Annotated in this window: 18 protein-coding genes and 1 pseudogene; 10 read left to right on the top strand and 9 right to left on the bottom strand. The window is 67.4% G+C overall.

The window, feature by feature from the left end:
* Window positions 1–19 precede the first annotated feature (19 nt).
* Window positions 20–1,036, bottom strand: coding sequence for a LacI family DNA-binding transcriptional regulator (locus PUT80_RS41480; RefSeq protein ID WP_275295419.1), 1,017 nt, complete (start codon window positions 1,034–1,036; stop codon window positions 20–22).
* Window positions 1,037–1,109: 73 nt separating this feature from the next.
* Between PUT80_RS41480 and PUT80_RS41485 the strand changes: the two genes are divergently transcribed.
* The 6 genes and pseudogenes from PUT80_RS41485 to PUT80_RS41510 all read left to right on the top strand — a co-directional run bounded on the left by PUT80_RS41485 (window position 1,110) and on the right by PUT80_RS41510 (window position 6,608).
* Window positions 1,110–3,470: an FAD-dependent oxidoreductase gene (locus PUT80_RS41485; RefSeq protein ID WP_275295420.1), complete on the top strand. Its 2,361-nt coding sequence runs from the start codon at window positions 1,110–1,112 to the stop codon at window positions 3,468–3,470.
* 36 nt (window positions 3,471–3,506) lie between these two features.
* Window positions 3,507–4,946, top strand: a complete 1,440-nt coding sequence (locus PUT80_RS41490) for an MFS transporter (protein WP_275295421.1) — start codon at window positions 3,507–3,509, stop codon at window positions 4,944–4,946.
* A gap of 61 nt (window positions 4,947–5,007) precedes the next feature.
* Window positions 5,008–5,265, top strand: a complete 258-nt coding sequence (locus tag PUT80_RS41495; protein ID WP_275295422.1) for a hypothetical protein — start codon at window positions 5,008–5,010, stop codon at window positions 5,263–5,265.
* A 101-nt stretch (window positions 5,266–5,366) separates the two neighbouring features.
* A pseudogene (locus PUT80_RS41500) lies at window positions 5,367–5,558 on the top strand (ATP-binding cassette domain-containing protein); the annotation flags it as partial.
* Window positions 5,559–5,601: 43 nt separating this feature from the next.
* Window positions 5,602–6,465: an ABC transporter permease gene (locus PUT80_RS41505; RefSeq protein ID WP_275295423.1), complete on the top strand. Its 864-nt coding sequence runs from the start codon at window positions 5,602–5,604 to the stop codon at window positions 6,463–6,465.
* Entirely contained in the window at window positions 6,450–6,608 is a 159-nt protein-coding gene (locus PUT80_RS41510) for a hypothetical protein (protein ID WP_275295424.1), read from the top strand. The genes PUT80_RS41505 and PUT80_RS41510 overlap by 16 nt, the downstream gene beginning before the upstream one ends.
* A gap of 12 nt (window positions 6,609–6,620) precedes the next feature.
* On the opposite strand, the gene PUT80_RS41515 is transcribed toward PUT80_RS41510, so the two are convergent.
* On the bottom strand, window positions 6,621–7,655 hold the full coding sequence (locus PUT80_RS41515) for a LacI family DNA-binding transcriptional regulator (protein WP_275295425.1): 1,035 nt from the start codon (window positions 7,653–7,655) through the stop codon (window positions 6,621–6,623).
* A gap of 174 nt (window positions 7,656–7,829) precedes the next feature.
* Between PUT80_RS41515 and PUT80_RS41520 the strand changes: the two genes are divergently transcribed.
* From PUT80_RS41520 to PUT80_RS41535, 4 genes are all read left to right on the top strand, one after another.
* Complete coding sequence (locus PUT80_RS41520; protein WP_275295435.1) at window positions 7,830–8,759, top strand: TIM barrel protein; 930 nt, start codon at window positions 7,830–7,832, stop codon at window positions 8,757–8,759.
* Window positions 8,760–8,830: 71 nt separating this feature from the next.
* Window positions 8,831–10,279, top strand: a complete 1,449-nt coding sequence (locus tag PUT80_RS41525; protein ID WP_275295436.1) for a sugar porter family MFS transporter — start codon at window positions 8,831–8,833, stop codon at window positions 10,277–10,279.
* Between the two features lie 3 nt (window positions 10,280–10,282).
* Window positions 10,283–10,627, top strand: a complete 345-nt coding sequence (locus PUT80_RS41530; RefSeq protein WP_275295426.1) for a universal stress protein — start codon at window positions 10,283–10,285, stop codon at window positions 10,625–10,627.
* Window positions 10,628–10,649: 22 nt separating this feature from the next.
* Entirely contained in the window at window positions 10,650–11,669 is a 1,020-nt protein-coding gene (locus tag PUT80_RS41535; RefSeq protein WP_275295427.1) for a Gfo/Idh/MocA family oxidoreductase, read from the top strand.
* Between the two features lie 627 nt (window positions 11,670–12,296).
* Here PUT80_RS41535 and PUT80_RS41540 read toward each other — a convergent pair.
* From PUT80_RS41540 to PUT80_RS41570, 7 genes are all read right to left on the bottom strand, one after another.
* Window positions 12,297–12,758, bottom strand: coding sequence for a hypothetical protein (locus tag PUT80_RS41540; protein ID WP_275295428.1), 462 nt, complete (start codon window positions 12,756–12,758; stop codon window positions 12,297–12,299).
* 108 nt (window positions 12,759–12,866) lie between these two features.
* Window positions 12,867–14,360 (bottom strand): CoA-acylating methylmalonate-semialdehyde dehydrogenase, encoded by a 1,494-nt coding sequence (locus tag PUT80_RS41545; protein ID WP_275295429.1) that lies wholly within the window; start codon window positions 14,358–14,360, stop codon window positions 12,867–12,869.
* 22 nt (window positions 14,361–14,382) lie between these two features.
* The gene (gene iolD / locus PUT80_RS41550) at window positions 14,383–16,248 is read right to left on the bottom strand and encodes a 3D-(3,5/4)-trihydroxycyclohexane-1,2-dione acylhydrolase (decyclizing) (RefSeq protein ID WP_275295430.1); all 1,866 of its coding nucleotides are present in this window, start codon (window positions 16,246–16,248) and stop codon (window positions 14,383–14,385) included.
* Window positions 16,245–17,084 carry a 5-deoxy-glucuronate isomerase gene (iolB, locus tag PUT80_RS41555; protein WP_275295431.1) on the bottom strand — a complete coding sequence of 280 codons (840 nt, stop codon included), beginning with the start codon at window positions 17,082–17,084 and terminating at the stop codon, window positions 16,245–16,247. The genes iolD and iolB overlap by 4 nt, the downstream gene beginning before the upstream one ends.
* A complete protein-coding gene (locus PUT80_RS41560) occupies window positions 17,081–17,947 on the bottom strand; it encodes an aldolase (RefSeq protein ID WP_275295432.1) in 867 nt (288 codons plus the stop codon). Before PUT80_RS41560 ends, iolB begins: the two co-directional genes overlap by 4 nt.
* Window positions 17,944–18,483, bottom strand: a complete 540-nt coding sequence (locus PUT80_RS41565) for a PfkB family carbohydrate kinase (protein ID WP_275295433.1) — start codon at window positions 18,481–18,483, stop codon at window positions 17,944–17,946. The genes PUT80_RS41560 and PUT80_RS41565 overlap by 4 nt, the downstream gene beginning before the upstream one ends.
* Window positions 18,480–19,774 (bottom strand): DUF87 domain-containing protein (locus PUT80_RS41570; RefSeq protein ID WP_275295434.1); only part of this gene is annotated, 1,295 nt, incomplete at its 5' end. The genes PUT80_RS41565 and PUT80_RS41570, both read right to left, overlap by 4 nt.

Here is a 19,774-nt window from a genome sequence, read left to right on the forward strand (position 1 = left end):
AGGCACAGAGGTCGTGCGGTTAGGCGGCGCGGGGCGGGCCGGTCGTCGCGCGGACGACCAGCTTCGGCGGCAGCGTCGACTCAGCAGGCTTCGCGAGGTCGCCCTCAAAACGGCTGACGAGCCGCTGCACCGTCAACTCGGCGAGCAACGCGGTGTCTTGTGCCACAGTGGTCAGGGACAGATGATCGAGCTGGGCCGGAAGGCTGTTGTCGTATCCGACCACCGACACTTGCCCCGGCACCGTGACCCCCGCCCTGCGGAACTCTTCCATGAGGCCGATTGCGCAGCTGTCGTTGTAAGCCACGATCGCGGTCGGCAATTTCCCCGAACCGCGCCGGAGCAGCTGCGCGGCAGCGGCGGCACCGTCGGATTCCCCGGCACCGCCAGGAATTGTCCTGGCTGCACGCCGATTCTCCGCCATGGTCGCGTTGTATGCATCGCGTCGCTCCACCGCGCTGGGGCTGTCGCCGCCGTCCACGTGCACGATCCGGCGATGCCCTAGTTCGATCAGGTGTTCCACGGCCAGCCGGACACCCGCGTCTCCGGCGGTGCGCACGACGTCCGCCGACGTCCGCCCGTCGGACCGGCCGATGACCACGGTAGGGAGCATCGCCTCCGTGGTGCCCAGCCAGCTCTCCTCGGTGTCGACACCGAGCAAGACGAGTCCGGCGCAGCGACCGTCCACTAGAGTCTCGACCGCTCGTCGCAGTGGTCGAGATGCAGTGATCCCGCTGAGCAGCAGTTCGTATCCGGCTTTGCCTGCGGCATCGTACAGCTCCTCGACGAGATCGCTGTCGAACGGCCGCCGCAGGTGATAGGTGACGCCGATGAGATGAGAGCGTTCAAGAGCCAGCGCGCGAGCCGCGGAGTTCGGCCGGTAGCCAAGCTGCTCGGCGATCGCCAGCACGTGTTCCCGGGTCTTCTCGCTCGGCCCGGACACCCCGCGCAAGGCCAGTGACGCCAGCCCTCGCGAAACCCCCGCTCGTTCGGCGACCTCCCGAAGGGTCGGCCTCTCCCCATCCCGCCGTCTTGACATCTCTCGAGTCTAGCGAGCACGATGTGCCGACCATGAGTTAAACCGGTTTAAAAGATCCGGAGGGTGAGAGCGAATGCGAGAAGCGGACGAGTCGTACGACGTCGTGGTCTGCGGAGGCGGCCTGGCCGGGTTCTCCGCCGCGGTAGCTGCTGCGCGGCACGGGGCGTCGGTCTGCCTGCTGCAGAACCGCCCCGTGCTCGGCGGCAACTCGTCGTCGGAGATTCGGGTGACACCGCACGGTGCTGCGGCATTCCACGCCTACGCAAGGGAGACCGGAATCGTCGCGGAGGCATTGATCGAGGAGCGGGCCACCAACCACGAGCAGATCGCGGAGAACGGCTGGACCAACAGCCAATGGGACTTGGTGCTTTACGACGTGGCGATGCGGACCCCGAATCTCACGCTGCACTTGAACACGAGTGTCCACGACGTACGGACTGCCGGAGGGCGAATCACGACGGTCTTCGCGCGGGTGGACAACGCCGAAACACTGCTGCGGGTACACGGGCAGACGTTCATCGACTGCACCGGTGATGCGACGGTCGCCGCTCTGGCGGGCGCCGGGTACCGGTCCGGTGTGGAGGCACACGACGAGTTCGGCGAACCGCACGCTCCGCTGCAGGCCGGGCCCGAAGTGATGGGCAGCTCGCTGCACTTCAAGACGGTCGACGTCGGCCGGCCGGTCGAGTTCCACGCTCCGGACTGGGCAGTTCGCTACGACGACCCGGACTTCTTTTACCGCGGCGGGCGCATGCCGTCGACGTTGCGCTGCGGGTACTGGTGGATCGAGATCGGCCCGCCGTGGGACACCATCCACGACAACGAGGCCATCCGGCATGAGCTCACCCGGCACGTCCTCGGCATCTGGGACTACTTGAAGAACCGCGACCCGAGGTTCAAAAACGAGGCTCGCAATCTCGCGCTCGACTGGGTCGGGCAGGTACCCGGCAAACGGGAGTCGCGCCGGGTCGACGGCTTGCACCTGATCACCGAAAACGAGCTTGTCGACCGCCGGCAGTTCCCTGACGAGATCGCTTTCGGCGGTTGGTACATCGACTTGCACACCCTCGGCGGCTTGCTTGCCGACACCAGCGAGCCGCTGAACGCACAGGGGCTGGACCCGACATCGGAGTACGGCGCCAAAACGAACGTCGGCCCGTTCGGGATCCCGCTGCGGTCTTTGATCAGTGCGGACATCAGCAATCTGTTGCTGGCGGGGCGGAACATCAGCGGCACCCACGCGGCAATGGGCTCGATTCGAGTGATGAGCACGTGCGCGGTCATCGGCCAAGCGGCGGGTACCGCGGCCGCACTCGCCCTGACTCGCAACGAGACCCTGGCCAGCGGCGTCTCCGGCGAAGCAGTTCATGTCCTCCAGCAAACCCTGCTGCGCGACGGGTGTTTCCTCCCGAACGAACGCGGCGACGATCCGGCTGATCTGGCTCGCCTCGCATCGGCGTCGGCAAGCAGCGAGGACTCGCTGCGCGGCGTCGGCATCGGGAGCGTCGGCAAGCTGGCGGATCTGGACCACTGGCGCGATCACCCTGTCTACCCCTACCGCGGCCGCCTGGACCGACGGGTCGCTCAGTGGATCGCACTCGACGAACGCAGGCAGATCGACACCATTGGGTGCTGCCTCAGCAATGAAGCGGAGGAGGCGGTTCCCGTCGAGGCCCGGCTGTATGCAGTGCGCGACATCTGGGACTACGACACCGAACCGGGTGCTCCGGCGGCCAAGACGACCCTCTCAGTGTCGCCCGGAGGCCCGCGGTGGGTCGACTGGCCGGTCGCGCTCGATCTCCGCGACGCGATGCCTGACGGAGCGGACTTCGTCCGGGTCGACCTCGCACCTGCGCCGTCGGTTGAGTGGCACGTCGCCGACGCACTGCAGCCGGGCAACCTCGCGGCATACGAAGCGATGCCAGGGACCTATCGGCGGTTCGGCGGCGGTGCCACGATGAGCTTCCGGATCAGCCCAGAGCAGAGTGTGTACGGCCCGGGGCAGTCATTGACCGGGGTCACTCGCCCCCACCGGCAGACCAACCTGTGGCGGTCGGATCCGCGCGAGCCGCTGCCGCAGTGGCTAGACCTCGCCTGGGACACCGCAGTCGAGTTGCGGCAGGTGCAACTCACCTTCGCCGGGCACGTGCTGCGTGAATACCACGCGTACCCGCCGTTCTACCGAGACCCGCAATGCGTCCGGGACTACACGCTCAGCGTGCAGGCAGCGGACGGTGACTGGGTCGAACTTGTTCGGGTCAAAGACAACTACACCACACGGGTCGTGCACGAACTCGACGAAGCCGTGTCTACCGACCGGCTGCGGCTGACGGTCACCGCAACCAACGGTGATCCAGCCGCCGCGCTGTACGAGATCCGTTGCTACTCCGGGACGCCCTGCGTCGCACCGTCGTTCAACCCGGTTCACAGCTGACCCAGAGCCGCCGGACTGACTCAACGAGGAGTTTCCATGTCCGAACCAGCACTACTCACTATTCGATCGAAAGACGACGTCGCCGGCTTCGTCGCGTCCCGGCCTTCGATGACCGGGCGTACGAAGATGCTGACCGCGATCGCGCTGCTCAGCGTCTTCGCGGACGGCTACGATCTGGGCAGCCTGGGTCTCGGGATCGCGTCCCTGCGTGCCGAGATGCACCTCACCGCAGGCGAAATCGGGCTCGTGAGCGCATTGACCGCGGTAGGTGCGCTCGTCAGCTCGCTTATCGGCGGGTACGTCGCCGACCGCACCGGGCGCTTCAAGCTCTTCGTCATCGTCGGCGTCGCCCTGGTCGTCACTCCGATCGGCGCGGCGCTCGCGCCGAACTTCGCCACTCTCGCGGTGTTCCGGTTCCTGATGGGAGTCGCTGTCGGGCTGGACATTCCCGTCGCATTCAGTTTCATGGCGGAGTTCGGCAGGCACGCTACCCGCGGACGTTCCCTGAATCTGTGGCAGCCGCTGTCGTCCGTCGCGACCATCGTGGCGGCGCTGGTGGTGCTCGTGTCCTTCCTGGCGCTCGGCGACGGCGGGCACCTCTGGCGCTGGGCAGTCGCGTTCGGGGCGTTCCCGATGCTGATCGTAGTGGCGCTGCGGTTGAGGTATGCGGAGGAAAGCCCGGTCTGGGTAGCTGCCAATCGCGGACTCGAGCAGGCAGGGGCAATCTTGGAGAAGTCCTATGGCGTGCATGTCGTGATCGAACCGGGCGCGGAGCCGCCGTCCGCGCACGGAACCCGGGAGAAGCCCCGGATCCGCGCATTATTCAGCCGCAAGTATCGCGCCCGCACTGTACTCAGCGCGGTCATCACCTCGGCACAATCCCTGCAGTACTACGCGGTCGGCTTCTACACCCCGGTGATTGCCGGACTGATCTTCGGCGCCGACATCGTCGCGGTTATCTTGTCGACGATCGCGGTGAACCTCGTCGCGCTGGTCGGCGGTTCCATCCAACCGCTGCTCACCCATCGACTCGGGCTGTGGAAGCTAGCAGCCGTCGGGTTCTCCATTGTCGCGCTCGCGATGCTGGGGCTAGGGTTGCTCGGCGACGTGAAGGGCGGGGGCCCGCTTGCCTACCTGGCCATCGGTCTTGTCGCGGTGCTGCTGTTCGGCCACACCTTCGGCCCCGGGCCGGTCAGCAAGACGATGCCGACCCTGTCGTATCCGACTGAGATCCGGGGGATGGGCACCGGAATGGCGGAAACGGTCGGAAGGATCGGAACGATTGTCGGGCTGTCCGTCGTACCGGTCATGCTGGACTCATGGGGCCAGGGCCACACCCTGCTGCTCCTTGCCGTAGTGCCGATCGCGGCGCTTGCCACCCTCGCGACGATCCGCTGGGACCCGCTGAAGCAAGACGTCGAAGGCTCCGCAGCGGCAAACGCCGAACCTGCAAAGGCTTCCGATTCTGGTTGCTGAGGGCGCGCCGACCTGGATCACAGTCACTCGTGGTGTCGGCTGCGAAGCCGGGCGTCCGTCGATGACCAGAGCCGTGTCAGTCGGCGAACATCAGCGGCGTCGGGCCTCGGCGCATACCTCGACTGCAAGGACTGGAAAGCGGCAAGGACACTGGCAACAAGTCCTCGTTGACATCTCCGGCGCCGACGTCGGCAAAACCGCGATGCAGGCCCTCTACGACAAGGTGCAGAACGGCAAGGCGTTGCCGGCGCGGACCATCGCCAAGACGACGATGGTCGACAAGGACGACTACGTGCAAGCTGGCGTCAACTGCACTTGAATCCCCGGGTATTCCCAGACCGGCTCGTGGGCGTCCCGGCAGCGCGGCCGAGGCGCCCACGAGCCCAGCCACGGAAGGCGGGGAGGTCCTTGACGTCCGACATTTTCCCTTCTCTGACCGTCGAGGGCATCGGCAAACGCTTCGCCGGCGTCACTGCGCTCGACGACGTCTCGCTCGATTTCCGGCCCGGCGAGGTCCTCGCGCTGATGGGCGAGAACGGCGCGGGCAAATCCACCTTGCCGCGCGTGGTTTCCGGTGACGACCCTCCGGATGACGGTGTCCTGAAGATCGACGATCTGCCTGAGCACGCCGACACGTTCCAGCCAAGAGAACAAGATGCCCGCACAGCCGGTCACGCCGCGGGCACCCGGGCCGCTGCGCCGGGCGCTCGCCGCTGTCGGGGTGCAGAATTCGAGCCTGATCATCACCCTGGTGGCGCTGGTCATCCTGCTGTCTGTGCTGAACGACAACTTCCTGCGCACCGAGAACCTGCTGCGGATCGCCAGCGCGACCACCATCATGGGCCTGCGCTGCCTGGTCCAGTCGCTGCTGATCATCCTGGGCGCGCTGGACATCTCGGTCGGCTCGATGGCTGGGCTCGCTTCGGTCGTTTCGGCGATGGTGCTCGCTTCGACCGGCAGTTCGGTGTTCGGCGTGCTTGCCGCGGTCTGCATCGGGATCGCCTGCGGGCTGGTCAACGGGATGATCGTTATCTTCGGCCGGGTCAACCCGGTGGTCGCGACGCTGGCTATGCTCGCCGCGTACAAGGGCGTCGCGCAGGTGATTTCGAACGGCAAGTCGCAGGGCTACACCGGCTCCGACGACTTGTTCATCTTCCTGGCCAAGGGTTCGATCGCGGGCTTGCCGTCGCTGCTCTGGGTGTTCCTGGTCGTCGCTGCGGGGCTGCACTTCCTGCTCAAGTGCACTGACATCGGCCGCAACGTCTATGCGATCGGCGGCAACGACACCGCCGCTCGGCTGGCCGGGATCAACATCAACTGCTACATCATCGGCGTCTACGCCCTGGTCGGCGTGGTCGCGGCGATCGCGGGCGTCCTGATCAGCGCACGCACCGGTTCCGGCCAGCCGACTTCCGGCTCAGAAGGCCTGGAGCTGCAGGCGGTCACCGGTGCCGCGCTCGGCGGCACCATGCTCAAGGGCGGCAAGGATCCATCATCTCAACGGTGTTCGCGGTCGTGATCCTCGGCGTGCTCGACAACGGCATGTCAGGGCTGGGCATCAACCCGTTCTGGCAGAACATCGCACACGGCGTGCTGCTCATCATCGCGGTCGTGCTGCAGCAACTGCGCAGCGACGAACGACGAGTCGGGCTGCCCGCCTGATCCAGCTCCTGCTCAGCGGGCCGCTGGAGGGCCGGTGGTTCCACGGACGACGAGCTTCGGATCCAAGACGGTGTCGGTGGGTTCGACGTTTTCGTCTTCGAGCCGGGCGACGGCGCGCTGGACGGCATGTTCGGCGATGCGGTTGGCGTCCTGGCGAACGGTGGTCAGGTCGATGTAGGACAGGTGAGACAGGTGGTTGTCGTCGTAGCCAACCACGGACAAGTCTTTCGGCAGTTCCAGGCCGGCGCGCCCGAACGCGTGCATCAGGCCCACCGCGCACCGGTCGTTGGCGGCCAGGATCGCGGTGGGCAAGCGGTCTTCGCCGAGCAGTTTCTGGGCCGCCGCCATTCCGGCGTCTTCTGAGTATTCGCCGGGGACGATGCGTGCCGTCAGGTCGTGCCGGCGCATCGCACTCCGGTAGGCACGTCGGCGGTCGGAGGCACCCGGACCCTTTCCGCCGTCGACGTGGGTGATCTCGCGGTGACCCAGCTTCACCAGATGGTCGATGGCCTGGCGTACGCCGACCGCGGCGGAGGTGCGGACGCTGTCGAGATGCGCTCCCGGGACCCGTCGGCTGACCGACACCACGACAGTGCGCCGGCCAAGCTCGGCTAGGTATGCCTGCGAGGACGTGGGGCCCAGTAGGATCACCGCTTCGCACCGGTGGCTCAAAAGCGCCTCCACGGCCTTGCCTTCGTCGCGGCCAGGGGCGCTGGCCGAAAGCAGCACGTCATAGCCGAGGCGCTCGGCTTCCGGGTAGATGCCCTCGACCATGTCCGCGTCGAACGGCTGGTGCACGGTCAGCACGACGCCCAGCGTGTGGCTGCGTCCCCGAGCGAGCAGCCGCGCCGCGTTGTCCGGGTGGTAGCCCAGCTCGTCGGCTGCGTGCAGCACACGCTGCCGCGTGGCTTCGCTGGCCCCCGGCTGGTTGCGGAAGACCAGCGAAACGAGGGCGCGGGACACCCCGGCCTTGGCGGCGACGTCGACCATGGTGGGTCGGCGCGGCTTGCCGGCCGTTTCCCTGCCGGGCACGTCGTCGGTCGGCACTCGGTCGGCCATCGCGCCCTCCCTTCCTGGGTCTCCCGGCGGATTCTGCCAGGCCCTTGACAGTCCGGTGTGACAGCCAGCATAGTTCCTCGTACTAGAGCGCGCTAGTAGAGCGCGCTATGCGACACGCAACCCATTCCCGCCTCCACCGTCCGGGAGGACGCTGTGACGACGATGTCCCGCATCACCGCAGGGAACCTTTGCCTCGGTTCCGCGCCCGACTCGTGGGGCGTGTGGTTCCCCGCCGACGAGCGACAGGTGCACTGGACCCGGTTCCTCGACGAGCTTGCCGGTGCCGGCTACCGCTGGTTCGAGCTCGGCCCGTACGGTTACCTGCCCACTGACCCGCGTCAATTGGCCGAGGAAGCCGGGGCCCGGGGCCTGCAGGTATCCGGCGGAACCACGTTCGGCGCGTTGCATCGCCCAGATTCCTGGGCCGACACCGTCGCGACCGCCCGCCGGGTATCCGAGCTCGCCTCCGCCGCGGGCGCGCATCACCTGGTCTTCATTCCGGCGATGTACCGCGATGAGAAGACTGGTGCTTACACCGAGGACCCGCAGCTGACGGCGGAACAGTGGAGCTCCTTCGGCGCGCGGGCGAACGACCTGGGCCGGATCCTGCTGGAGGAGTACGACGTCCGGCTGGTGCTGCACCCGCATGCGGACAGCCACATCCAGACCCAGCCGGAGATCGAGCGGTACCTGAACGAGACCGATTCCCGGTATGCCAACCTGTGTCTCGACACCGGGCATGTCGCCTATGGCGGGGGCGACAACCTCGACCTGATCCGCCGGTTCGGCGAACGCGTCGGATATGTGCACATCAAGCAGATGGACCCGGACGTCCTCGCACAAGTCGCTGCAGAAGAACTGTCCTTCGGTGAGGCCGTCAAACGAGGCGTGTGCGTCGAACCGCCGGCTGGGGTGCCCGATCCCGCCGAGATCGTCGATGCGCTGTCCGCTTTGGCGGCTGAGCTGTTCGTGATTGTCGAACAGGACCTGTACCCGTGCACGGCCGAGGTCCCGCTGCCGATCGCGATGCGCACGCGCGAATACCTCGCTGCCCAGGGGGTGACCGGCACTGCCCGGCCTCGGCTGGGCTGAGCGCTTTCCGGGGAACCACAGGGAAACTCACGCGCCAGAGGGGTCTGGTACACCAAAACTGGAGCAATCGCATGAGTCAGGTCCGGGCAACGACGCCACCGGCCGTACCATTCGAAGAGAAGGGTCCGCATTCCCGCCGGCTGAGGCTGGTCACCGTCATCGCGACGTTTGGCGGCCTGCTGTTCGGCTATGACACCGGGGTGATCAACGGCGCGCTGCCGTACATGAAGGCCGACCTCGGCCTCTCACCGTTCACCGAAGGACTGGTGACGAGTTCGCTGCTGCTGGGTGCGGCGCTGGGTGCGATCCTCGCGGGCCGGTTGGCCGATCGACGCGGGCGCCGACGCACTATCCTGGTGCTGGCGGCCGTATTCTTGCTCGGCACGCTGGCGTGCACGCTCGCTCCGGCCACCGCGGTGATGGTCCTCGGCCGGTTTGTGCTCGGGCTCGCTGTGGGCGGGGCATCGGTGACCGTGCCGACGTACCTCGCCGAAGTGTCGCCTGCGGAGCGGCGCGGCAGCTTGGTCACTCAGAATGAGCTCATGATCGTCTCCGGGCAGCTGCTCGCATTCACGTTCAACGCGTTCATAGGGAACGCGTTCGGCGAGAGCAATGGCGTGTGGCGCTGGATGCTGGTGATCGCGACGCTGCCCGCGGTGGTGCTGTGGCTCGGCATGCTGGTTATGCCGGAAAGTCCGCGCTGGCTCGCGTCGAAGGACCGGTTCGCCGATGCGCTGGCTGTCCTCCAGCAGGTGCGTTCAGCGCGCCGTGCGGCAGCAGAACTCGATGAGGTGCGCCGCCTCGCTTTGGAGGACAAGCAGTCCCAGACCGGCGGGCTGCGTGACCTCGCTACCCCATGGATCCGGCGGCTGGTGTTCGTAGGCATCGGGATCGGCATCGTGCAGCAGGTGACCGGCGTCAACTCGATCATGTACTACGGCACCCAGATACTCACAGACGCGGGGTTCTCCGCGAACAGCGCGCTGACGGCGAATATCGCCAACGGGGTGATCTCGGTGCTGGCGACCTTCGTCGGGATCTACCTGCTGCGCAAGGTGAACCGCCGGCCGATGCTGATCGCCGGGCTGATCGGGACGACGACCGCACTGCTGCTGATCGGGGTCTTCTCGCTGCTGCTGCCTGCAGGAGAGACCCGTGCGTTCGTGATTCTCGCCCTGACGGTTACGTTCCTCGCGTTCCAGCAGGGCGCGATCTCGCCGGTCACCTGGCTGATGCTGTCGGAGATCTTCCCGCTGAAGCTGCGCGGGCTCGGCATGGGCATCGCGAGCCTGGTGCTGTGGCTGACGAACTTCGCGATCGGCCTGACGTTTCCGATACTGGTCGACGCGCTGCACATCGCCACCACATTCTTCCTGTTCGTGGTGCTCGGGCTGGGCGCGATCACCTTCGTGGCGAAGGCGGTCCCGGAGACCCGGGGCCTGTCACTGGAAGTCTTGGAACACGAGTTGCACCAACGGTTCGACCGGTCGACGCCGGCGTCGGTCGCGAAGGAGGGCTGAACGATGACGGTGCTCGCCGCGGTCACCGATTCGTACGAAGGCGATCTCGCGCTCGCCCGCGGGTTCGCGGAGGCCGAGCTGCGCGGCACGAAGCTGCTGGTAGCGAACCTGCGGCTAGGTCCGCTGGAAGTCCCGCGCGAAGCGGAGATCATCGAGCGCCGTGCTGGCGTGGACATTGCCGAGCACGTGCTCGAGGTCCTGGCCGAACGAGCAGGCGAGGTGGAACTTCTGGTGATCGGGATGAAACGCCGCTCACCGGTTGGCAAACTTGTTCTCGGCAGCGTCGCACAGCGGCTGCTGCTCGGTGCCGAGGTGCCCGTCCTGGCCGTGAAGACGGTCGAATTCTAAAAAGCTGAAGGGAGTACCTGCCGTGACCGTACGCGTGGGAGTCATCGGAGCCGGCATGATCGGCCAGGACCACGTCCGGCGGCTGACCGAAGTGGTCACCGGGGCCGAGGTGGTCGCGGTAACCGACCTCGACGCCGAGCGAGCCGCCCCGGTGGCCGCGGAGGTCGGTGCCCGGGCGGTAACCGACGGAGCCGACTTGATCGGACAGTCCGATGTGGACGCGGTGGTGGTCACCTCGTGGGGCCCGACGCACGCCGAGCACGTGCTCGCCGCGATCGCCGCCGGAAAGCCGGTGTTCTGCGAGAAGCCGCTGGCGACCACCGAGGAGGACTGCCGGCGCATCGTCGAGGCGGAGATCGCCTGCGGCCGGCGGCTCGTGCAGGTCGGGTTCATGCGCCGTTATGATGCCGGGTATCGCGAGATGAAGCGAGTGCTGGACGCCGGCGAGATCGGCACGCCGCTGATGGTGCATTGCGCGCACCGCAACGCATCGGCGCCGGAGAGCTATCGCTCGGAGATGGCGGCGCAGGACACCGCGGTGCACGAGATCGACGTGCTGCGTTGGCTGCTGTCCGACGAGATCGTTTCGGCGCAGGTGATCAAGCCGAGGGCCACGACAAAACGGTATCCGCACCTGCAGGATCCGCAGATCATGCTGTTCGAGACCGCGGCAGGGGTCCGGGTCGACCTCGAGGTCTTCGTGAACTGCCGATACGGCTACGACATCCAGTGCGAGACGGTAGGCGAGACCGGCTTGGTCCGGCTGCCGGATCCGGCCAGCCCGCTGGTGCGCAGCGCGGGGACCAGCCGGGTCGCCGTGCACCAGGACTGGAGAGACCGGTTCGCCGCGGCGTTCGACGTCGAGTTCCAGGAATGGGTTAACACGCTGGCGGCGGGCGTCGAGCCGACCGGCCCCTCTGCATGGGACGGATATGCCGCGACGGTCATCACGGACGCGACCGTGGAAGCGCTACACAGCGGAGGGGTAGTCGGCGTGGCGATTAAGGACCGACCGGAGTTCTACGCTGGGGACGTGCGATGAAGCTGGGAATCTGAGCTCCCGGTCGCGCATTCGGCGGCATCAGCGGGAGCGTCGGCAGCGTCGCCGACGCTCCCGCTTTTTGGTGCACGAGTTTCGGCCTGCAGTTGCGCAGCGGAGCCAAGCTCTCCGTTGTCCGCCGTCTTGCCGGGCGTCGGGTGGGGATGAAGCTATGGCTGAAGCGGAAGATTCGGAGCCGGATGACGACGGCGTCGAACGCTCGTCTCGTGCGCTCGGCAAGCCGGGCGTCGTTCGGTCCGCTGCGGCCGGCCTGGTTCGCCCAGTCTTTGCCGCAGGACTCCAGCTCAGTGACAGCAGCCGTTACTGTAATCGATTGGCTAATGTGGTCAACATTGTGCTCAATATTCAATTCCCTGCAATGGTCCGAGGGTGTCGGTTAAATCTGAGTTCCCGGATGTCGGGCGCGCGACAAGGTCGTCCCATGCTATCTGGTGCGGCTTCGCAATTCAGCGTCAGGCTATTATCGCGGGGGCCGTGGATTCGATTCGAATCCACTGATCTCTCCAGAGCGCGACCGCGTCTTGCTCGAAGGTCGTCGCGGAGCTGCCTCGCTGGCTGATCCCCCTGGACCTCCGCGAGGCAAGCGATGACCCTGCGCTTGCCGATTTCCTAGAATTCCTTGGAGCGGAAGGCGTACCGCTCGGCCTGATCCTGCCCGCCGTCATCGGAAATCGCCTTGTCCTTGCGAAAGATCGCGCGCAGCGCAGGTGGGTGCTCAACGACCGCTTCGCCGATCTCCTCGCCGACTGCGTTACGGTGTTCGATACGTGCCGGCCCGATCGCAAGTATTGAGATCCATTTCGTGCGGTACGGTATCGGTGCGTTGAAGGCGAGACGCCACTCCGTCGCGCAGGCGATCTTTACCGTCACGAGCGATATTCTGATCTCTCGCTTCCATTCAGGAAAGAACGAGCCGATGCAGATAATCGACCGCAAGAAGGGGTAGCCCATGCTCGACAAATCAGTGACATGGGTGTTCGCGAAGCCTGTTTCTGGATCCTGGCATGGAACGCTCATCGGCAATACTGGCAGCATGACGGCGGTCGGCTTCCAAATGACTGCTCCCGGCACACGACCGTCCCCGCCATCTCCAAGGGCCGGTTCAACGACAACGGCGCGAATGGGGATGGCGCGAAGGCGGGGCGCACCCCCGCCGAGTGCACCCCGTCTTCGCGGAAATCAGTTGGCCGTCGGGAAGGTGAATGCCGCTCCGTGCGCTTCGGTCTCCGGCCAGCGGGTGGTGACCACCTTGGCGCGGGTGTAGAACCGGACTCCGGCGGGGCCGTGGATCGGGCCGTCGCCGATCAGCGAGTCCTTCCAGCCCCCGAAGGAGTAGTACGACATCGGGACCGGGATCGGCACGTTGACGCCGATCATGCCGACTTTGACGCCGCGCTGGAACTTCCGGGCGGCCTCGCCGCTGCCGGTGAAGACGGCGGTGCCGTTGCCATACGGGTTGGCGTTGATCAGGGAGATCGCCTCGTCCAGGGTGGACACGCGGACGACGGCCAGCACCGGCCCGAAGATCTCCTCGCGGTAAGCCTCCATCTCGGTGGTGACGTGGTCCAGCAGGGACGGTCCGACGAAGAAGCCTTCCTCGTACCCGCCGACCGACCGGCCGCGTCCGTCAACCACGACGGTCGCGCCTTCCTCCGCGCCGCGGGCGACCGCGTTGACGACGCGGTCGCGGGCGGCGGCGCTGACGACCGGGCCCATGTCGCTGGTGGCGTCGGAGCCGGGGCCCACCTTTACTTCGTTGGCCTTGCGCTCCAGCACGTCGATGAGCCGGTCGCCCGCCTCGCCGACGGCGACGGCGACGGAGATCGCCATGCAGCGCTGGCCGGCGGAGCCGAAGGCGGCGGCGGTGAGGTGGTTGGCGGCGTATTCCACGTCGGCGTCGGGCAGGACGACAGCGTGGTTTTTGGCTCCGCCGAGGGCCTGGACGCGTTTGCCGGTCGCGGTGCCGCGTTCGTGCACGTACCTGGCGATCGGAGTGGAGCCGACGAACGAGACCGCGGCGATGTCGGGGTGGTCGAGCAGCGCGTCGACCGCGACCTTGTCGCCGTGGACGACGTTGAACACGCCGTCGGGCAGACCGGCTTCGGCGTAGAGCCGGGCCACGAGGTTGGACGCGGACGGGTCGCGCTCGCTGGGCTTGAGCACGAAGGTGTTGCCGGTTGCGATCGCGACCGGGTGCATCCACAGCGGCACCATGAAGGGGAAGTTGAACGGGGTGATGCCCGCGACGACGCCGAGCGGTTGGCGGAAGTCGTGCACGTCGACGCCGCGGGAGACCTGGTCGGAGAAGCTGCCTTTGAGGGCGTCGGCGATGCCGCAGGCGTATTCGACGACCTCGCGGCCGCGGACGATCTCGCCGCGGGCGTCGTCGATCACTTTGCCGTGCTCGCTGGAGATGATGCGGGCGAGTTCGTCCTCGTGCTTGACCAGCAGTTCGCGGAAGGCGAAGAGGATCCGGGTGCGCTGGGTGAGCGAGGATTCGCACCACGACTCGGCGGCCTTCGCGGCGGCGGCGACCGCGGCGTCCACGTCGGCCGATTCGGCGAGCAGGACGGCGGACTGCTGTTTGCCGGTGGCGGGGTCGTAGACCGGCGCGGTGCGGGTGGAACCGGCGGGTGTCGAGACGCCGTTGATCCAGTGTTCGATGGTGTTCACGGTGCTCCTCGGGAGAGGTCGGTCAGAGGTAGGGGCGCTGCTTGCGTTTGAAAGCGGCGTAGGTTTCGCGTGCCGAGCGGGTGGAGCCGAGGTCGGAGACTTCGCTGACCGGCACGTCCCACCACGCCGATCCGGGCGGGTTGGGGCCGAGCAGGTCGGTGTCGACATGCACGACGGTGGTCGTGGTGTTCGTCTTGGCCTGTTTCACCGCGGCCCGGAATTCGTCCACCGTGGACGCGCGCAGCACGGTTGCGCCGAGGCTGGCGGCGTTGGCCGCCAGGTCGACGGGGAGCACGTCGCCGTCGAGCTGGCCGGAGTCGCCGCGGTAGCGGTAGGCGGTCCCGAACCGTTGCGAGCCCAGGGATTCCGACAGTGCGCCGATGGAGGCGAAGCCGTGGTTCTGCACCAGCACGATGATCACCTTGAGCCGCTCGGCGACCATGGTGACGATTTCCTGGGCCATCATCAGGTAGGAGCCGTCGCCGACGAGCACGACCACTTCCCGTTCGGGTGCGGCCATTTTCGCGCCGACGCCCGCGGCGATCTCGTAGCCCATGCAGGAGTAGGCGTACTCGACGTGGTACGCCTTCGGGTCCCGTGCCCGCCACAGCATCTGCAGGTCGCCGGGCATCGAACCGGCCGCGTTGATCACCACGTCGCGGTCGTCCAGCTCGCTGTTGAGCGCGCCGAGGATCTCGGTCTGCGCCGGCAGCGCCTGATGTACGACGGTCAAACAGGCGTCCGCGGTCCGGCTCCACTCGTCGGCCAGGACCCGAGCCCAGGTCCGGTACGCGTCGTCGACCTGCCACCCGGCGAGTGCCTCGTGCAGCGCGGTGATGCCCCGTTTCGCGTCTGCCAGAACCATCTCCGCGGAGTGCTTGGCGGCGTCGAGGCGGGCGACGTTCAAGTTGACGAACTTCACGGCGGGGTTGCCGAACACGGTGTGGGATGCGGTGGTGAAGTCGCTGTAGCGGGTGCCGATGCCGAGCACGACGTCGGCTTCGGCGGCGAGCGCGTTGGCCGCGGTGGCGCCGGTGGATCCGATTCCGCCGACCGCGCACGGGTGGTCCCACGGGACCGCGCCCTTGCCGGCGTGCGTGTCCGCGACCGGGATGCCGGTGGCGTCGGCGAATACGCGCAGCTCGTGCTCGGCCTCGGAGTAGACGACGCCTCCGCCGACGACGATCAGCGGCGCCGACGCCGTCCTCAGCAGCTCCGCCGCGCGGCCGAGCGCTTCCGGCTCGGGCACGGGGCGGTCGACGTGCCAGACACGGCGGCGGAAGAACTCCTCGGGCCAGTCGCAGGCTTCGGCCTGCACGTCCTGCGGCAGCGCGAGCGTGACGGCACCGGTTTCGACCGGATCGGAGAGCACCCGCATCGCGGCGAGTGCGGCGGGAATCAGCTGCTCGGGCCGGGTGATCCGGTCGAAGTACTTCGAGACCGGGCGGAACGCGTCGTTCACGGTGACATCGCCGCCGCGGGTGTCCTCGAGCTGCTGCAGCACTGGATCCGGCACCCGGCTTGCGAACATGTCGCTGGGCAGCAGCAGGACCGGCAGCCGATTGACGGTCGCGAGAGCAGCGCCGGTGATCATGTTGGTGGAGCCGGGGCCGGTGGACGCGGTGCAGGCGAGGGTCTGGAGCCGGTTGCGCATCTTCGCGAACGCGGTCGCGGCGTGGACCTGGCCCTGTTCGTTGCGGGCGAGGTAGTAGGGGAGATCTGCCTCGCCGGTGTGGGCCGCCTGCAGCAGCGCCTGCCCGATCCCGGCGACGTTGCCGTGGCCGAAAATCCCGAAGCAGCCGGGAATGAGGCGCTGTTCGACGCCGTCGCGTTCGGAGTACTGGTTGGCGAGGAACCGCACGAGCGCTTGCGCAGTGGTCAGTCTCATCGGGCACCTCCGAAGGGCAGGCGGGAGTCGACGTCCTGGGTTTCCCAGGTCTGGCGGACCCACGCGTGCGCGGGGTCGTCGCAGATCAGCCACGCGCGCTCGGGACCGGGCCCGGCCATCACGTTGAGGTAGTAGAGGTCGTAGCCGGGCGCGGCCATCGACGGGCCGTGCCAGCCGTGCGGGATCAGCACGACGTCGCCGCTGCGGACCTCCGCCAGCACCTCGATCGGCCGCTCCGGGGTGCCGTACACGCGCTGGTACCCCTTCCCGCCGTCGGCGACCTCGAAGTAGTAGATCTCCTCCAGCTCGCTTTCGCTGTCGCGTGCCTCGTCGTGCTTGTGCGGCGGGTAGGACGACCAGTTTCCGCCTGGGGTGAGGACCTCGCAGACGAGCAGCTGGTCGGCTTCGAAGGTGTGCGGCAGGCAGTAGTTGTTGACCTGACGGCTGCAGTTGCCGGCTCCGCGCAGCTCGGTCGGGACGCCCTCGGCCGGTCCGTAGCGCGCGGGCAGCCGTTTCGAGGTTTTCGCCGACGGGAGTGCGAAGCGGCCGTTCCCGGTGATCGTCGCTGCGGAATCCCTGGGCAGGTAAGCGAAATCGGTCACCGCGTCGAACACGCCGGTGCGGCCGGCCAACTCGAACGCTTTCCCGTCGGCGGACACCGAGCAGCTGCCGGACAGCGGAAGCACGAGTGTTTCCGCGTCGCCGGTGGAGAACGTCTCGGTGCCGTCGAGTTCCAGCACGCGCAGGCCGGAGAAACCCCACCCGGCCGATTCGGGAGTGACGACCAGGCTGAACGGGCCGTCCGCCGTGCTGCCTGCTTCGTGATAGCGCTTCACAGCAGACCCACCGCCGTGTCAACCGCCTTGGCGACGTCGCCGTCGTGCGGGTACAGCAGCGAACGCCCGGCCACCAGCCCCTGCACGGTCGGCAGCACGAGCGCTTCCTGCCACGCCGCGAACGCCGCGTCCGGATCGGTCACCTCGCCGCCGAGCAGCACCGCGGGCAGCGTGGACGCGGCCAGCACGCGCGGCATGTCGGCGACCACCGGCAGCTTGAGCCAGGTGTAGGCGGACGAGCGGCCGAGACCGGAGGCGATGGTGATCGAGCGGATCACCGCCTCGGGGGAGAGATCGTTCTTGATCTTGCCGTCGACCCACTCAGAGAGGAACGGTTCGACCATGGCGATCAGCTTGCGGTCGGCGAGTTCGTCGACGGCCTTGGCGGTGTTTTCCAGGACGCTCGGCGTCGCCGGGTCGTCCAGGCAGATCCGGGTGAGAGTCTTGCCGCCGTCGAACCGCATGCGTGCGATGGTTTCCGCGTCGTAGCAGGCGAACCGGTCGTCGATCTCGAAACTCGACCCGGCCAGCCCGGTCCGGTTCATCGACCCGATGACCGTCTTGCCGTGCAGTGCGCCGAGCAGCAGCAGGTCGTCGATGACGTCCGGAGTGGCGAGCACTCCGGTGACGCCGGGCCGTTCCAGCGCGAGGCACAATCGCTCCAGCAGTTCGCCCCGGTCGGCCATCGCCAGCGGCTCGGAGCCGACCGAGTTCGCGCCCCGCGCGGGGTGGTCCGCGGCGATGATCATGGTGCGGCCCTTGTCGTTGAACGGCGACTTGGCCCGTACCCGCGCGGCGGCGGCTTCGGCGATCGCTTCCGGATCGCGCACGCGCTTGGCGACGATCCGCTCGACCGTGTTCATGCGTTTCCTCCGAGCTTGCGCAGTACTTGGTCTTCGGTGGGCATGGCGTCCGAACAGGACAGTTCCCCGGCCACATGCGAGCCGGCCGCGTTCGCGAATCGCATCACCTGCGCGGTGTCCCAGCCGGACAGCAGCCCGTGGACCAGCGCCCCGCCGAACGCGTCGCCCGCGCCTAGGCCGTTGACGACCTCCACCGGTACCGGCGGCACCTCGACTTCCCCGGCGTCGTCCATCGCGAGGACGCCCTTGGGGCCCTGCTTAACCACCGCGAGCGAAACTCCTCGGCCCCGCAACGCTTCCGCCGCTTCCCGCGGCTCGCGCGTGGCGACCGCGGTCTCGCATTCGTCGAGGTTGCCGACCGCCACGGTCACGTGGTCGAGCGCCTTGCCGACCCACTCGCGGGCCTGTTCCCGGGATTCCCAGAACATCGGCCGGTAGTCCAGGTCGAGTACGGTAATCCCGTCCCGGCCGCGGGCTTCGAGGGCAGTGAGCGTGGCCTCGCGGCTCGGTTCCTGCGACAGGCCGGTCACGGTCACCCAGAAGACTTTCGCCGCGCGAGCCGGTAGGCGCGGGCTTCTGCGAGCATGTCCTCGATGGGGTAGGGGAGGTGGAGGAAGTTCTGGCATTCATCCATATAGAGACTGGAATCCGGGCGCTCGTGTTGCGGAAGCCGCGACCGGCTCGTTGCGACCTGCCAGGTTCGCGCGACGATGATCGACCCGACGAGTTGCGAGGTCTCCATGCCGAGCGCGTCGCGTGATATCCGGACCAGGCAGATGCCTCCGTCGTTGAGGACGTCGTCCATGCTCACAGTCGAGGGGCCACCGGCGATGGCAGCGCGGACGAAGGGCCGCAACAGGAATCCTCTGACCTTGTTCATAAGAGGAGCAGTGACCTGGATGCGGCCGGCTTCCGACATCCGTTCGTAGGCGGTCCAGAAGCCTTCGAGCACGTCGTCGTCGATCTGGTCGCAAACGCGCTGCCGGAACGCCGGAACTGTGAGCAGTTTCGGCAGGTCGACCAGAGTCGGTGTGCCCGGCATCGCGGTGAGGGTGAGCAACCCGGCGCGCATGATGTCGTCGGTGCGCGGGCCCCAGGAGGATGCGTAGATCCGGGAGAAGATGCTCACGAGGTCGTCGACCGCGCGAGCCTTGTCCGTTCCTTCCAGCGGGTTGAGCACGGGCGGCCGTGCGCGTGAGTCTGCATCGAAGAGCACGACCTTTTCGCCGAGTCTTTTGGGTAGCCGCATCAGGATGTCCTGGACGAGGTCGCCCTTCGGGTCGATCACGACGCTGCCGCGGTCGGCGTCGGCGTCGTCGAGGGCCATTCGCGCCATCAGTTCGGACTTGCCTGAGCCGGTGGCTCCGATGACGTGCATGTGGTGGCGGGCGTCGGCGACGTAGAGGCCGACGGGACGCGGGTGACCGGAGTCGGACTCGGCGAGCGTCTTGACCCGATCGCCGGTGGCGGGGATGCCGGGTGGAGGCGACACGGCCTTCGCTCCTGCTCGTTGTAAGCCCGGGGCGGCGTCGTCGGTGGGCAGGTGGGCGATGGCGGCCAGTTCGGGTACGGAGAGCAGGTCTCCTTTGCCGAGCCGGCGGCTGGCCAGTGCGGAGATCGGGCGGCGGAGTCGGGCCCGGCGGTAGTAGTTGTGCTCGGAGTACGCCGCGAATGCGGATGCGATCGCATGCGCGCGACCACTGAGTACCTCGCGCACGGGCTGCGTTTCGGCTGACGTGGCACCTGCGGGCACGGTGGTCGCGACGGCGTAGCGGATGAGGGTTTCGAATTGGTTGGCGCGCAACTTGTCCACAACAGCGCGGTCTT

The organism is Amycolatopsis sp. La24, assembly GCF_029087445.1.
Classification (GTDB): domain Bacteria; phylum Actinomycetota; class Actinomycetes; order Mycobacteriales; family Pseudonocardiaceae; genus Amycolatopsis; species Amycolatopsis nivea.